This is a genomic window from Bacillus sp. AP8, from assembly GCF_000321185.1.
Taxonomy (GTDB): domain Bacteria; phylum Bacillota; class Bacilli; order Bacillales; family DSM-1321; genus Bacillus_AD; species Bacillus_AD massilioanorexius.
The window spans coordinates 1-13,849 of record NZ_CAPG01000032.1; the positions used below are offsets into that span (position 1 = coordinate 1).

The 13,849-nt window shown below is 31.0% G+C and carries 18 protein-coding genes; 5 read left to right on the top strand and 13 right to left on the bottom strand.

Annotated features, from left to right (window positions below; translation table 11 throughout):
* Positions 1 to 610 precede the first annotated feature (610 nt).
* Both BN349_RS07565 and BN349_RS07570 read right to left on the bottom strand, forming a co-directional pair.
* Positions 611 to 1,102, bottom strand: a complete 492-nt coding sequence (locus BN349_RS07565) for a GNAT family N-acetyltransferase (protein ID WP_019241681.1) — start codon at positions 1,100 to 1,102, stop codon at positions 611 to 613.
* 297 nt (positions 1,103 to 1,399) lie between these two features.
* Positions 1,400 to 1,780, bottom strand: a complete 381-nt coding sequence (locus BN349_RS07570; RefSeq protein ID WP_019241682.1) for a VOC family protein — start codon at positions 1,778 to 1,780, stop codon at positions 1,400 to 1,402.
* Positions 1,781 to 2,017: 237 nt separating this feature from the next.
* On the opposite strand from BN349_RS07570, the gene BN349_RS07575 reads away from it, so the two are divergent.
* From BN349_RS07575 to BN349_RS07590, 3 genes are all read left to right on the top strand, one after another.
* Positions 2,018 to 2,218 carry a hypothetical protein gene (locus tag BN349_RS07575; protein WP_019241683.1) on the top strand — a complete coding sequence of 67 codons (201 nt, stop codon included), beginning with the start codon at positions 2,018 to 2,020 and terminating at the stop codon, positions 2,216 to 2,218.
* A gap of 524 nt (positions 2,219 to 2,742) precedes the next feature.
* Complete coding sequence (locus BN349_RS07585; RefSeq protein WP_019241685.1) at positions 2,743 to 3,135, top strand: DUF1259 domain-containing protein; 393 nt, start codon at positions 2,743 to 2,745, stop codon at positions 3,133 to 3,135.
* A 138-nt stretch (positions 3,136 to 3,273) separates the two neighbouring features.
* On the top strand, positions 3,274 to 3,465 hold the full coding sequence (locus BN349_RS07590) for a hypothetical protein (protein WP_019241686.1): 192 nt from the start codon (positions 3,274 to 3,276) through the stop codon (positions 3,463 to 3,465).
* Positions 3,466 to 3,579: 114 nt separating this feature from the next.
* On the opposite strand, the gene BN349_RS25865 is transcribed toward BN349_RS07590, so the two are convergent.
* From BN349_RS25865 to BN349_RS07620, 6 genes are all read right to left on the bottom strand, one after another.
* Positions 3,580 to 3,738, bottom strand: a complete 159-nt coding sequence (locus BN349_RS25865) for a hypothetical protein (RefSeq protein WP_019241687.1) — start codon at positions 3,736 to 3,738, stop codon at positions 3,580 to 3,582.
* 191 nt (positions 3,739 to 3,929) lie between these two features.
* Complete coding sequence (locus BN349_RS07600) at positions 3,930 to 4,499, bottom strand: manganese catalase family protein (protein WP_019241688.1); 570 nt, start codon at positions 4,497 to 4,499, stop codon at positions 3,930 to 3,932.
* A gap of 13 nt (positions 4,500 to 4,512) precedes the next feature.
* Entirely contained in the window at positions 4,513 to 4,776 is a 264-nt protein-coding gene (locus tag BN349_RS07605) for a spore coat protein CotJB (protein ID WP_019241689.1), read from the bottom strand.
* 12 nt (positions 4,777 to 4,788) lie between these two features.
* Positions 4,789 to 5,016 (bottom strand): spore coat associated protein CotJA, encoded by a 228-nt coding sequence (locus BN349_RS07610; RefSeq protein ID WP_019241690.1) that lies wholly within the window; start codon positions 5,014 to 5,016, stop codon positions 4,789 to 4,791.
* A 391-nt stretch (positions 5,017 to 5,407) separates the two neighbouring features.
* Positions 5,408 to 6,403, bottom strand: a complete 996-nt coding sequence (locus BN349_RS07615) for an inorganic phosphate transporter (protein ID WP_019241691.1) — start codon at positions 6,401 to 6,403, stop codon at positions 5,408 to 5,410.
* Positions 6,404 to 6,417: 14 nt separating this feature from the next.
* Positions 6,418 to 7,038, bottom strand: coding sequence for a DUF47 domain-containing protein (locus BN349_RS07620; protein WP_019241692.1), 621 nt, complete (start codon positions 7,036 to 7,038; stop codon positions 6,418 to 6,420).
* 555 nt (positions 7,039 to 7,593) lie between these two features.
* Here BN349_RS07620 and BN349_RS07625 point away from each other — a divergent pair.
* On the top strand, positions 7,594 to 7,797 hold the full coding sequence (locus BN349_RS07625; RefSeq protein WP_019241693.1) for a hypothetical protein: 204 nt from the start codon (positions 7,594 to 7,596) through the stop codon (positions 7,795 to 7,797).
* 281 nt (positions 7,798 to 8,078) lie between these two features.
* Here BN349_RS07625 and BN349_RS07630 read toward each other — a convergent pair whose 3' ends face one another.
* From BN349_RS07630 to BN349_RS07645, 4 genes are all read right to left on the bottom strand, one after another.
* A complete protein-coding gene (locus BN349_RS07630; protein WP_019241694.1) occupies positions 8,079 to 8,390 on the bottom strand; it encodes a hypothetical protein in 312 nt (103 codons plus the stop codon).
* Between the two features lie 575 nt (positions 8,391 to 8,965).
* Positions 8,966 to 9,538, bottom strand: a complete 573-nt coding sequence (locus BN349_RS07635) for an MOSC domain-containing protein (RefSeq protein WP_019241695.1) — start codon at positions 9,536 to 9,538, stop codon at positions 8,966 to 8,968.
* Between the two features lie 532 nt (positions 9,539 to 10,070).
* Positions 10,071 to 10,430: a VOC family protein gene (locus tag BN349_RS07640; protein ID WP_019241696.1), complete on the bottom strand. Its 360-nt coding sequence runs from the start codon at positions 10,428 to 10,430 to the stop codon at positions 10,071 to 10,073.
* A 131-nt stretch (positions 10,431 to 10,561) separates the two neighbouring features.
* A complete protein-coding gene (locus BN349_RS07645; protein WP_232423533.1) occupies positions 10,562 to 10,951 on the bottom strand; it encodes a DUF4440 domain-containing protein in 390 nt (129 codons plus the stop codon).
* Between the two features lie 284 nt (positions 10,952 to 11,235).
* On the opposite strand from BN349_RS07645, the gene BN349_RS07650 reads away from it, so the two are divergent.
* Positions 11,236 to 11,754 (top strand): GrpB family protein, encoded by a 519-nt coding sequence (locus BN349_RS07650; RefSeq protein WP_019241698.1) that lies wholly within the window; start codon positions 11,236 to 11,238, stop codon positions 11,752 to 11,754.
* A gap of 1,406 nt (positions 11,755 to 13,160) precedes the next feature.
* On the opposite strand, the gene deoC is transcribed toward BN349_RS07650, so the two are convergent.
* Complete coding sequence (gene deoC / locus BN349_RS07655) at positions 13,161 to 13,832, bottom strand: deoxyribose-phosphate aldolase (RefSeq protein ID WP_019241699.1); 672 nt, start codon at positions 13,830 to 13,832, stop codon at positions 13,161 to 13,163.
* Positions 13,833 to 13,849 lie beyond the last annotated feature (17 nt).

Below are 13,849 nucleotides of genomic sequence, written 5' to 3' on the forward strand. Positions count from 1 at the left end.
TTTAATTTTCACAGACGATGTCTTATCCATTTTTTACCCATCAATTTATGAATGATTTTGTTCACCACTTTTTAAATTTTTTATAATACATCCATCAATTTCATTAGATATAATTCTCTAAATTAATAAAAAATCACATCATTTTACTTTCATAATTTTCTTTGAATACATTACATACTAAGAGAAGGTTTTATATCAATGAAAACAATAAATTCTCTCCTATCCTCCCTTACTTGTATAATTATTAGTTGTACGACACTATATTTAACAAGCGAGGTATTAAGAATAGCGGAAGATCCTTTACCAATGACATTTCCTATCTTTTCAACATTGGTTGGAATGTTTACTGTATTTGGACCGCTAATCGGAATTACCTACGCACTTCGTATAAAAAATATTTTCATAAAAGTGATATGCATACTCTTAAATGCTATAATTTTAGTTCTCTATATAGTAAGATTGTATATTCATTACACGTATGTAATTTAGACATGAGTACTACCTGCCATACATAATTTTGAGATGGGTTGATAAATGAAAAAAGACTGCTATAACAGTCTTTTTTCTTCACTTTAAATATCTAAGCTAGCTATCTCGATAGCATTCTATTTTAAAGAAACAAAACCATATACTCTTCATCAAAATAGATATGATTTATTTTCAATGCTCTTTTCTCTCTACCAAACACTTCAAAACCTAAAGAAGTGTACAATTTCTTTGCCGATTCATTACTTACCGCTACACTTAAATTAATCTGTTCAATTCCTTCCATATCTTTTGCCTTCTTAATGGCCTCAATCATCAGTCGTTTTCCAATTTTCAAACCGCGTTTTTCAGGAGAAACATATACAGCAAAAATAGAAGCTTTATGCTTTAATTTAAGCTTAGACTCCTTAACTAAAGAAACTACACCGATTAGTTTGTTATTATCAAATGCACCCAAAGTACAAGATTCGTTCAATCTGAACTTATAATATTCTAAAGAATGTTCTATTTCTTCTTCATAGCTTGCTGCAAATGACTCTGGGTTGTTTTGCAAAGCCTCTAGCCTAACATTCTGATATTCTTCCGTATCTAATGAATGTAAAAGTCTTATTTCCATTAATATCTCCTTATAGGTTTAAATACAAAACATTCTCTCTTTTCGCTTTCAGAGTTAAATCTGAATTGCTGTCAAAAAATTACTCGGTTAAACTTGTATGTTTACTTATTGCTATCAATAAGATATTTGATCATAATTTATGATTTAACTAGATTATCATTTTACTTTGAAAAAACTAAAATAGAACAAGTAAACATGTGTACGACAGCAGGTAATCCTATGAAGGAAAAGATATTAAACCACGCCACATGAAAAAATAATTGGATTAATTCGATTCTTGTTTCACTTAATCATCGTTCACTTTCTTTCGATAACTGCAAAATAATTTTCTTCGTTATCTGCAAAGTTAAATACTCTACCAGAAGGCATACTTACTATTTCTCCAACAGTGATATTTTTATTTGATAAGTCGCTATACAGTTGATCTAGGTTTTCACAGAAAAACATTAAAGAGGGTGTTCCAAGATTTAATTCAGGAGACATTTTAGCAACAAACTCCTTATTGTGTAGAATAATACTTGTTTCAGCATTTTTTGATGGAGCAATCTCAATCCATCTCATTCCCTGACCATTATCTTCTTCAGAAATTATGCTAAATCCTACTCTTTCTGTCCAAAACTTTACTGCTTCATCTTGGTTACTAACATACAACATTATTTGACCAACTTTACTGATCATTTACTACACTCCCTCATCTATTTTCTTGAATCATAACACCCGTGGGAATATTTAACAATTTCAGGTTTTTAAATAAAAAGCATTAATAATTATGACACCGGATATGTACTGCTTTTCCATAAGCATAGAGATCAGGATTATGTTAATAAGATATATCTAATATCTATTTTATTAAGATTTCATTATAATAATAATAATCAGAAGAATCCAACAACTTATTTTGAAAGGAAACTACATATGACGAAGAGAAAATTATATTGGATTTTGATGCCAATTTTTCTATTTTTAACAATTATCACTATGCTTTTACTTCCAGATACGAAAAAAGCATATGGTTTTATTATCGTTATCATATTTTGGATCGTCTATTCCATTTGGTCAAAGGTGATTGATAAGAAAGCAAAATTAGAAGATGATAATAAAAAAGAAGCTCATTAAATGAATCATAAGCTTCTTTTTTACGAAGAATTTCATTACTTTTCTCTCCGATTGAGCTTATTTCAAAATAGCATGTAAAAAAAGATGCTTTCTAGCAAACCATAATCTTTCTACATGTTACTATGAATTTGTAAAATCATCAAAGTAGCCTATTTATTATATAGGTAATCGTGTAAAAATTTATCATAATCTACTTCATTTGTTTTCGGGCTATTATCCTCACTAACAAGTTTTGATTTACTACTACATCCCATTAATACTAAAACACATATAAGCCCCAAAACTATCTTTTTCATCTCTGATGTATCCCCTTTTGTGTAGATAAATTGTAGCATTTACTATGTTACTACTTTCATATAAATATGAATAATGATTTAGCTTAAAAAAGTGAACGTTTTTTAGCAGTAAAGAATAAATTCAGATTTTCTTGTTATCTCATTAACCTCACAAAACATTCATCACCTATGTCCACGTTCTAGTTTTGTTTTTTCCCCATAAAATGTAGAAAAAGTGGAGTGATTACAATGCAAAACATAAATCAACTATGTAAACAATACGCTCAAATTGTGAATGGCAAAGAGGAAATTCAACATGGGGTCTGTTCAATAGAACTTAAAAGAAATCTACATGTTACTATCCAAGGACGTCCAAGTACTTCTGAATTACACGCTGGAATATCCTTTGAATCTCTGGATAATCAAGGTAATGCCTTAAATTTAGGGGAAGTTGTGGTACTTGAAGATGAACTACCTCAATTTGTTAAAGTACTTGCGAAAAACAATCTCATTATAAGTGCTGTTCATAATCATTGGTTATTCACGAATCCGACAATCCTTTATGTTCATTTTCAATCAGTTGAACCTCCCCTGTCGTTTGCACAGAAAACAGCAGATGCCTTAGGTGTATTAAAATATTAACCTTAAAACCTTTTCTATCCAAGAACACTATCAAATGATTGGAATTAAAATTTCAGTTTTATCAAAATATATTATAATAATATAATAATGTGATAATATATAACTTAGTAGAGACTCCTCTTAAGAAAGGATGTACATATGAATAAGAAACAAAAAAACTTAATTGTAATGTCCGTATTTATCGTTCTAACAATTATGACTTTGTTATTCCTACCAATTAAAGCAAAATTAATCATATTGATTGTTCTAGCTACATTATGGATACGTTATTGCTTTTGGGCAGGCATTATTGGTAACAAAAATGAAGAGAGAAAAGAAGCTCAAGTATAAATTTGAGCTTCTTTTCTCTCTTCCTAACTATGTTTCTAGTTCTCAGCAAAAATGTTATATAAAACTAATTATTTTAGCTATGTAAAAGTCCATTACAATCGTCCACTTTTCTCCTCAATCATAATTTATATCATTAGGAGTGATAGCATCTAGAACTAACAAACCAAAAAAAACCACAATTGCAAGTGTAGCCATCACTAATAATAGCACCGCAAATACGAGTGCCAATCGTTTTAAAAGTATCCTATGCGGTATTTTCATTTCCTTCTTCATCAATTTTCACTCCCTCACTTTTCCTCTTATTTCCATTCTTTTAATCATACCATCATCTATACCATGAAAGTTAGAGCAAATATGAATTAAATACTTTTGGAGGAGGAATGATGTACTAGATGGATTTTAATCGCACAAAATAAAAGAAGTCAAACATTTAGTTGACCCCTTTTCTATCTAGAATTCAATTATTAAAAAAACTTTTTCCTAGATTGATCTTCTTTAATAATTTCTACTGCTTCTCTAAAGCGTTGTGAATGGACAATCTCACGTTCTCTTAAATAAGCTAAAGAGTCATTTAAGTCTTTATCATCTGACATATCAATAATCCATTGATATGTTGCTCTTGCTTTTTCCTCAGCAGCTATATCCTCATATAAATCAGCTATTGGGTCTCCTTTTGCAGCAATATAACTTGTTGTAAATGGAACACCCGAGGCATTTGTATAGAAAAGTGCAGAATCATGATTAGCAAAATGTTCTCCTAGCCCTGCTTCCTTAAGTTGTGTTGGAGTTGCGTCTTTTGTAAGCTTATAGATCATTGTCGCTATCATTTCAAGATGAGCAAACTCTTCTGTGCCAATATCGGTTAACAGACCTATTACTTTATCAGGTATCGTGTATCTTTGATTCAAGTAACGTAAAGCAGCCGCTAATTCTCCATCAGCTCCACCATATTGTTCAACTAAATATCTTGCTAAGGTTGGATTACATGTACTTACTTTTACAGGATATTGTAATTTTTTCTCGTAAATCCACATAGCTGTCTCCTTCCTATACTTGCCATGGCCATGGCGAACTATGCCAGCTCCATTTAGCATCGGAATAACTATTTCCATATTGCTGTAACGGACCAAAACGGGATTCAAATTCATATCGAATTTGATGCCTTTTCTTAGCGAATTCATTAAACTGGGCAATAGCCTGTTGATCGGTTGGATGAGTGTCTAAATATAACGTCAACTCAACTAGCACAAAATCAGTTGCCTGTAAGTCCTCTAATATTTGATAATATTCTTCTGGAAGTGGATTATTCATTGTATTTCCCACCTACTTTTTATATGGATTTTTGTATGGATCATAAAAAATCGGCCATAATGTACCTTTTCTTAATGCCTCCTTCGGTGAAAATTGTTCTAAATTCGGAGGTTGGAATCCAATATATAAATTGGGTGGAGTCGAGTAATATTTTTTACCAATGGGTGGACAAGGATCATACACGCTATGATACGGTACGTATGATTTCACAGTAGTAAACTGCATAGGTTGATTATTCATACAATACTTACACCACCTTTATCAAAAAAGTTCATTATAATTCAATCTATTTATCAACGGAGAAAAATATGATTTTTATAGCTTATCCCTGAATTAAATTTCGTATTATATGGATTCGCAAACGATGTTATCTCTAGTTAGGATTTTGCGAAGTATTAAACATAATTGATTAATAAAAAACTTAATGAAATCATCGTTCTTCTTGAAAAGAATCAAATTACCCGATTTATTCATAAAAAAATTAGGCCACAAAAGATGTACCCGTACATCCTTTATGACCTAACTTTTTAGTATATTCTATTCAAATAATACAAATGACTACATTTGATAATTATTTCACAAAAAACGCTATCTTAATTTTCTATTCCTGAATGTTCAAACATTCCTAACATCACATAAACAAGTGAAGGACTAAATATGTAATCGCCGCAATGCTTGCTGAAATCGGCAAAGTAATCACCCATGTGATAAGCATTCGCTGAGCTGTATCCCACTTCACACCTTTTAATCGATGGGCAGCACCTACACCTAGTATAGAAGACGAAATTACATGTGTTGTACTAACAGGTAAGCCGATAAATGTCGCACCAAAAATAATACTCGCTCCTGTCATATCTGCCGCTACACCATTTACAGGACGGATTTTCATAATTTTACCGCCTACAGTTTTAATAATTCTCCAGCCACCTACTGATGTCCCTAACCCCATGGCTAGTGCACAGGACACTTGAACCCATAATGGAATGTCTGATGTTTCTAAATATCCATTTGCGATTAAGGCCATCGTGATAATACCCATCGTTTTTTGTGCATCATTTGTTCCATGTGTGTATGACTGTAAGGCAGCCGTAGCGATTTGTAAATGTCTAAAGCGTCTATTTGTTTTAGGAAGATTATTATTCTTAAAAATGACCTTAAAAATACTATAAATTAAATAACCTAAGGCAAATGCTAAAATTGGTGATAAGATTAATGCCTCAATAATTTTCGTAAATCCACCTAGTTTAATGGCTCCAATTCCTGATGCTGCTATTGCTGCACCAGCAATACTTCCTATTATTGCGTGAGAAGATGAGCTTGGTATTCCGAAATACCACGTAATTAAATTCCAAGCAATGGCAGAAATTAAAGCTGCAAGAATTACTACTGATCCATTTTCTAAAGTGAATGGATCTACTATATCCTTCGTAATTGTTTTTGCTACTCCAGTGAAAGTCATTGCACCAATAAAGTTCATCGTCGCAGCAAGTAAAATCGCTCTTTTTGGCTTTAATGCTTTTGTTGAAACAGCAGTGGCAATAGCATTCGCTGTATCATGAAATCCATTAATAAAATCAAATGCTAAGGCGCCTATTACAATAAGCATTGTTAGTAAAAATATATCCATAACTGTTAGACTCCTTATGCATTTTTCATGATAATTGATTCAAGTGTATTGGCTACGCCTTGACAATAATCAGCGATTTCTTCTAGGCTTTCATATATTTCTTTATATTGAATAATTCGAATTGGATCTTTTTCAACAGTAAATAAATTTTTAATACTACGGCGATGAATTTCATCACAATTTGATTCAATTTCTTTAATTTTAATTGCATGATCACGAATTTCAGGTAATTTTTTGGAAGTCAGTAATTCAACCGCCTCAGCAATTTCATACGTACAATTTTGAATTTCATGCACCAATTGATGAGTATATTCATCAACATTGATAATCGAATACATTTCAAACAACGCCGCATTATGCTCTAAACCATCTAGTACATCATCCATGCTCATTGCTAATTGAAGAATATCTTCACGTTCGATAGATGTGATAAATGCTTGATTTAATTCTTTCGTAACCTCATGGATAAATGAATCACCAGTATGTTCGAATTCTTTCATCTTCTCTGTAAATACTTTTAAATCACTAATATTTTTTAGTTTATAATCCGCAAAATAATCTGCTGCTTGTTTTAGATTTTCTGAAATATTCACTAAAAGAGTATCAAACTTGTCCTTTTTCTTTTTAAAAATCATTTCTATTCCCTCGCGATCAAAGAAGTATCTTTCTATTATGTACAACTATATATGCATTTATATTAACCTAATTAGTTTACTCCTATAGTTTGAAGGAATAAAGTGATATTATTTAATTTTTTCTAAAAATGTGTAATTTTTTTTTAATTTATTTTAATGATAATAATAATTTGTGAATTTTTTCTTTTTACCCTTTTATTTATCAAGATGTTATGCTACTTGATTTTCTTACTAACTAACTTTCAAATTACTATTGAATATTTGGAACATGGTTTTTTTAGAACTTCAGAGGCCTCAGTATCATACGATTGTAAATAAAGCTTACTATTTTTCATTTACCTGTTGAAGCTATCAACCTTATTATTGAACATTTAGAACATAGTTTAATTAGAACCTAAATAAAAAAACATAGCTACTTCCTTTCATTTGAAATGATAGATTGACCAATACTTTCACCACTGATAAACAATGTGTCATTTGTCACATGCATATTCGCATACAATTATTCATTCGTTCATATAATCAACTATTATTAGACAATATGGGGGTAGAATAATGAATGCCAAGGAAAAGAAGCTAAAAGATACTACTAAAAACAAGAACGACATAAAAGTGAATAACCATTTTAGTCTATCTATTAATTTCGGTGATTCACTAAATATATTGACTTTAATTGTTGGTTTTTTTATCATTAAAAGTTTTTCTAAACGGTGTAAAAGAAATAAAAAAGTGTTAAAAGCTGATAAAAATAATGAATAATGTAAGGAACAGATGCAATCTGTTCTTTTGTTATATTCTCTACTCTTTTCTCTGTATAATAAAATGATAGTTAAAGCTCGATCTGTATATAGCTTTTTTCGGAATTAGAAAATGAAACTGTTATATCTACACACACCCTTTTTCTTTTATCATCGGTATAGAGCCCGTTGCTACCCGTTTCTTTTTACTGCGGTTGTGGTGACTTCCCTCGACTAATGTTAACGCAATTACGTCCATTCCTATTATACAAAAGCGATTTCTTAAGCTAGTAATATTTCACTTTATCTTTTAAATTTTAATATATAGTTACTTTCTTTAATGTCTTTTTTCTCAGGAACTAAACAAGAGTCAAAGTGCTCAAATAGTTTTTGAACATCTGGATCATTATTTATTTTATGGATTCCATTAAAATATTCATCTTCACTCCTATACTTAGACAATTCCATCCACTTGGTTTCATCATTTATATTTTTAAAATACATAATTTCACAATTTAATACTTCTTTATAAATGTGCGATACTTGTCTTTGGATTTCTATAAAAAACTCTTCTTTATCTTCTTTAATATGATATTCATATATTTTCACAAACATTTTCTTTCCTCCCGATACAATGATATGCTACTCAGCTATGGATTCCACATCTAGCTAGAAAACCGCTTCCTATGTTTACCAATGTCGTTTTAATTATACAAAATTCCATCGAGCAATATAGATATTATGTTAACCTATTCGGTAACTGCTTACGTACACTTCAAAAATCTAACTTTATAAATGATTGAAGCGACTTAAGAATACTTGTTTAAGCAAATATTTGTTATAAATTAACCCAAATAATGTAATAATGATAAATAGAATTGCTGATTTTACGAGCATCTTTATTTATTTCTTACAAAATTATTAGTCCGATTTCTTATACTATCGTGTCAACTCATAGTATACCAACATCGTAATAATTATCGCATGTTAACACTCACCAAAAATCATAAAGGTAGGGATATATTTTGAGTATCGTTGATCTTTTCTTTCAAGCAGGGTTTCTGATTTTCTTATTGGTGATTTTTACAATAGTATATTTTCTAGTTGGTTCATTCTTTTCTGCCAAAAAAAGAAAGGGTTAAAAATGACAATATACAGTCAACTACTTCCTTTTGAAGCAAATCCTCAAATTAAACACGCTCAAGTTTTTTAAATGGCTTTGGTGGTAATTCTACTTTGATGCAATCATCAGCTTTAACTGCGCCACTCTGTAGGATTATCCCCATTATTCCTGCTTTTCTTATTAGATGACCATCTACATCATTATCTAAAACTGCTTTTAAAAGACCTGGTCTAAAATTGTCTATTTGAGCACATGGATTTCGTAAACCCGTTACTTTTACAATTGCACTTGCACCAATATGCAATATCGTGTCAGTAGGCAATTCCAGAAGATTTATTCCAGCAGTTGTAATATTTTCACCCATTTGTCCAGGTTCAATCGTAAAACGGTCACGTAATTCTTCAAATAGCTCAGTGTGTATTAAATGCACTTGTCTTAGATTAGGCTGATTCGGATTTTGTGCTACTCTTGAACGATGCTTAACAGTAGAACCGAAGTGGGCATCTCCTTCAACACCTAATCCTTCAACTAAGTTTATACTTTGTCGATTTTCTTTACTAAATGTGTGTTTAGAACTTAAACTGACAGCTATGACTTTTCCTAAATTAGTAACTTTTATCACTTCATTCAATCCTCTCATTCATTTCATCGTTATATCTTCTTTATGTAAAACTCCTGTTAAACAATATTCGATAAAGTATTAGACATTCCGCTTCAGCTATTTTCATAAGAAAAGACTGTTTTCGCATACTTTATTGCCTATGAATAAGTAGTAAATAGAGCCTGAGTTGAATTCTGCACCAGGATGATCGATTTCCACGGAGTGCGCGATGAGCATCTTTGGTCCATAATGCCTGTGAAGGCTCACCTGTCCCGTTGCTGCCGCAGGAATCTCGCATCTTATGCTCCAATCGACCTTATTATGCTAAATTTATTCACCGAATTAGGTGATAATGATATACTAACACTGTGTCTTAAAGCTGATATCACAGTTGATGAAACACTATGAACATACACAATGATAACAAGCACCCTTCTACCATTTTTTCTATTTACTGATCCGTGTATAACTACAAAATATAGAATTAGACATGCAAATAACTAGTTAATAAGAATTCAAATTTTCAATTGATACAGTTTAGGTTGTTGTTTCCAGTTTGATCTATTATGTTTTATTTTCCAACTATAACAAAAACATTTCCATCTGGGGTTTGTATTACAGCTACATGACCACCTAAAGAATTTGGGAATGGAGTGCGTATCCACTTAACTTCAGGATTACATTTTAAAGATTCATAGGTTTCTTGAACATCTTCAACAACAATTTCAGTTTCAGTAAAATCCAAACTAGGATTGTTTTTTAATACTAACTCTGAATTACCTTCAGGAAATTTCATGCCAACAAGTTTCCATAGTTTTTCTTCGTCTTGAAATGTTTCCCATACTTTTATTAAACCTAATGATTCATAGAATTCGATTGATTTTTCGATGTTTTCCGTATATATCGCGACACATTCTATCCTCTTCCACATGACTTATGTCAAGCCCCCGATTGCTTATATTGTTTTTGATAAAAAATATTTCATCTTACAAAAATCTACCGTTATTAGCTCTTTTAGTTATTTTTTTCATTCTAGTTAGCTGCTATCTAGATTTCTATATATTATTCTGCATATCGTTCCATATGTTGCCTATAAAGTTTCCAACCATCTTGTTCTTTCTTGAATACTTCCATTGCTAAAACCGATGCAACTTTTTTTCCTTTTAAATAAAAATCAACTTTGGAGCTATTAATCAATTCATTTTGTGAACGAAGACTACTCGTGAAATCATAGTATTCCCAGTACGCTTCTTGATTTACGTAGTTAGAAAAAGTTTCAATATTGTCCTCTCTATATTCCTCTCCCGTATAGACAATAAAATCAACATCAGAGTAATACCCAAAGTAACCTAGAAATTCATCTGATACCCAGGCATTTATTTTTATTACATCACATGTATTCAAATCATTACGATACTCTTGAACCGCTAAAAGAGCTTCCTCTTTCATCATCTAACCTCCTATAAATGATAGCTTCTAATATTAATGGATTTACTACAAATGCTAGGTTACGCAAGCATTTAAATAGCTCTTGTAAACAATTTCTCTATTCATTCATAAAATCCTTGTTCAATCCATAAATCCAATAAGAAGATACGAAGCATACTGAAAACAAAGTTAAACTAAAATGATATAGAAACCAGCAACTAAAAAACATTGACAATTCATTATTTTTTTTATAATCTTGCATAACGCACAATTAGATGAAACAAAATTCAATGAATGGAGTGTTATTTATGATTGTAAGAGTTGTAGATTATAATCAAGATTGGAGTAACAAATATCAAAAAGAAGAACAGACTATTAGAACGATTCTTCAAGAAGAATTGGTCAATAGTTTTCATATTGGTAGTACATCAGTTCCAGGCCTAAAAGCAAAACCAATAATTGATATATTACTTGTGGTGAAAGATATTAATAAATTAGACTCGTTCCGTAATCAATTTCAAGATATTGGATATGAAGTAATGGGAGAATTCGGAATTACGGGAAGAAGATATTTCCGCAAAGGTGGAGATAATCGTACTCACCAAATTCACGCATTTCAATATAACAACATAGAAGAAATTGAGAGGCACTTAGCATTCAGAGACTACCTTTGTAAACATTCAGAAGTCTGCATAAGTTATGGGGAGTTAAAAAGTAAACTTGCCAATCAGTATCCAAATAATATTGATAGATATTGTGACGGGAAGGACGATTTTGTCAAAAGTATTGAGAAAGAAGCTATTAAATGGCATTGGACAGTCCGGTAATATTTGTTTTTACTAAGTTGAAAAAACAGAAAAATCTTTAGCTATCACAAAAGCAGCTCATAATAAATTAACTTTACAATGACTACTCTCTCACTTGTTGTTATTTCGGAAAAATCAGACACTTATCATTATTTCAAAAATATAACCCTACAAATATATCGTGATATAATAATTATCAAGTAATTGCAAAAAGAAGAAAATTAAATAATACAAATGAAAATATTCTTTATATTGATATTTATTACAATAATGTTCATCGCTTTATTATTCTGTTTAATGCCTTTTTTTGAAACCATAAGCATTCTTATTACCATTCTAACCATATTTACAATGGTAGCACTCTATTTTAATCTATCTGAAAAGAGCTATTACATGTCAATTTTTATTCTTTTTTTATATTTATCCATTATTATTCTAGCATCATCTATACATATTAAAATTGATAATTATGTAACGTCTGAATATGATTCAAGTGAAAACTATATAATATATCTCTGAGATACATTAATACAAATGAACAGATGTATTTAATTGTACTAAGTAATAGCACTTTCGTTTGTTAGAAAAATAAACTTGCATAATAGTAAAAATTGAATCTTGCCTACATTTTGTTAGATAAATTCATAGGGAGCCTCTTTCTACTCTTAATAGGTTGTTTCGGACTCAAAAATGATAAAGGAATAGACATAATTGATCCAACTATATACGTTTGTTCTACTATAATATTTCCCCACATTATAATTAAGCAGAAAAACAAAGATACTTTGATAACGTGATTATTTGAAATACCGATAATTAAGACTAATATCTAATAATTCACCCACGGTTTATAAAAACAAAGATCTCTGACTCAACACATGTATGAGTCATACAATTTTTTAAAAAAATATATTTAGCAAGGTTAGATATGAAAGCATAGATCTATTTTTTCCCCTTTTTCATTTATACAATATTCCTTTAATCTATACCTTTTGTAAAGATTGTGGTGAGGTAGCTTCCATTAAAGTGGCTAAACCACAAAAGTTTTGAGTTTGCAATTGCAAACTCTTTTTTTCATTATTGGTATGCCAATCATTAAAGCTTTAGAGAGGGTAAATTCTATTGTATTTTTCCCTTTTTCCGTTCCCTCTTCTAGGAAGAGTATTTTTAAGTGATTCAAATGCAAACGAATCTTATCTACTGTCACTACTTTTTGCAAACCATTTCTAAAAGTATTATTGAATATTTAGAACATAGTTTTTTTAGAACTATTATAGTTGTAGTTTAAACACTACGATATATTATGTGCCTAATTTTCTTCAATCTAGATAGTTTACAATTGTTCACTATAAAATTACATTTGTTCGCTCTTTGTATTTATTAAAAGAAGGACTGTCTTAAAAGCAGTCCTTCTTTTTTCAGTTCTATTAGTATGAAGAAGTGGATTCTTCACCTTTTGCTAGTTCAACTCCACAGCTAGCTCCAATTCTTGTTGCTCCTGCTGCGATCATCGAATTAGCATCGTTTAAGCTACGAACTCCACCCGATGCTTTAACTCCGATTTCAGGCCCTACCGTTTTACGCATTAAAGCGATATCTTCCGCTGTTGCTCCACCTGTAGAGAAACCAGTTGATGTTTTCACATAATCTGCACCGGCTTGTACAGCTAATTCACATGCACGAACTTTTTCTTCTTCAGTTAGCAAACATGTTTCAATAATTACTTTAGTTAAAGCTTTCCCTTTAGCAGCTTCTACAACTGCGCGAATATCACGCTCAACTAATTCATCGTCTTTGTCTTTTAATGCACCGATATTAATAACCATATCCACTTCGTCTGCTCCGTTTGCAATAGCATCCTTTGTTTCAAAAGCTTTAACCTCTGGAGTATTGGCTCCTAATGGAAAGCCAATTACAGTACAAACTTTTACTTCTGGAGTATCTTTTAATATTTCAGCTGTTAATTTAACATTCGTTGGATTTACACACACCGAAGCAAATTTGTATTGTTTTGCTTCCTCTGCTAATTTAATAATTGCATCTTTACCCGTATCCGCTTTTAATACCGTATGGTCAATAATGTTCGAAACATTTGTCATAGTATTTTCCTCCTAAA

Bases quoted from the DNA above. Each gene is read 5' to 3' on its own strand.
- BN349_RS07565 (WP_019241681.1), bottom strand. From the start codon at position 1,102: ATGGAAATAAGACTTTTACATTCATTAGATACGGAAGAATATCAGAAT.
- BN349_RS07570 (WP_019241682.1), bottom strand. From the start codon at position 1,780: ATGATCAGTAAAGTTGGTCAAATAATGTTGTATGTTAGTAACCAAGAT.
- BN349_RS07575 (WP_019241683.1), top strand. From the start codon at position 2,018: ATGACGAAGAGAAAATTATATTGGATTTTGATGCCAATTTTTCTATTT.
- BN349_RS07585 (WP_019241685.1), top strand. From the start codon at position 2,743: ATGCAAAACATAAATCAACTATGTAAACAATACGCTCAAATTGTGAAT.
- BN349_RS07590 (WP_019241686.1), top strand. From the start codon at position 3,274: ATGAATAAGAAACAAAAAAACTTAATTGTAATGTCCGTATTTATCGTT.
- BN349_RS25865 (WP_019241687.1), bottom strand. From the start codon at position 3,738: ATGAAGAAGGAAATGAAAATACCGCATAGGATACTTTTAAAACGATTG.
- BN349_RS07600 (WP_019241688.1), bottom strand. From the start codon at position 4,499: ATGTGGATTTACGAGAAAAAATTACAATATCCTGTAAAAGTAAGTACA.
- BN349_RS07605 (WP_019241689.1), bottom strand. From the start codon at position 4,776: ATGAATAATCCACTTCCAGAAGAATATTATCAAATATTAGAGGACTTA.
- BN349_RS07610 (WP_019241690.1), bottom strand. From the start codon at position 5,016: ATGAATAATCAACCTATGCAGTTTACTACTGTGAAATCATACGTACCG.
- BN349_RS07615 (WP_019241691.1), bottom strand. From the start codon at position 6,403: ATGGATATATTTTTACTAACAATGCTTATTGTAATAGGCGCCTTAGCA.
- BN349_RS07620 (WP_019241692.1), bottom strand. From the start codon at position 7,038: ATGATTTTTAAAAAGAAAAAGGACAAGTTTGATACTCTTTTAGTGAAT.
- BN349_RS07625 (WP_019241693.1), top strand. From the start codon at position 7,594: ATGAATGCCAAGGAAAAGAAGCTAAAAGATACTACTAAAAACAAGAAC.
- BN349_RS07630 (WP_019241694.1), bottom strand. From the start codon at position 8,390: ATGTTTGTGAAAATATATGAATATCATATTAAAGAAGATAAAGAAGAG.
- BN349_RS07635 (WP_019241695.1), bottom strand. From the start codon at position 9,538: ATGAGAGGATTGAATGAAGTGATAAAAGTTACTAATTTAGGAAAAGTC.
- BN349_RS07640 (WP_019241696.1), bottom strand. From the start codon at position 10,430: ATGTGGAAGAGGATAGAATGTGTCGCGATATATACGGAAAACATCGAA.
- BN349_RS07645 (WP_232423533.1), bottom strand. From the start codon at position 10,951: ATGATGAAAGAGGAAGCTCTTTTAGCGGTTCAAGAGTATCGTAATGAT.
- BN349_RS07650 (WP_019241698.1), top strand. From the start codon at position 11,236: ATGATTGTAAGAGTTGTAGATTATAATCAAGATTGGAGTAACAAATAT.
- deoC (WP_019241699.1), bottom strand. From the start codon at position 13,832: ATGACAAATGTTTCGAACATTATTGACCATACGGTATTAAAAGCGGAT.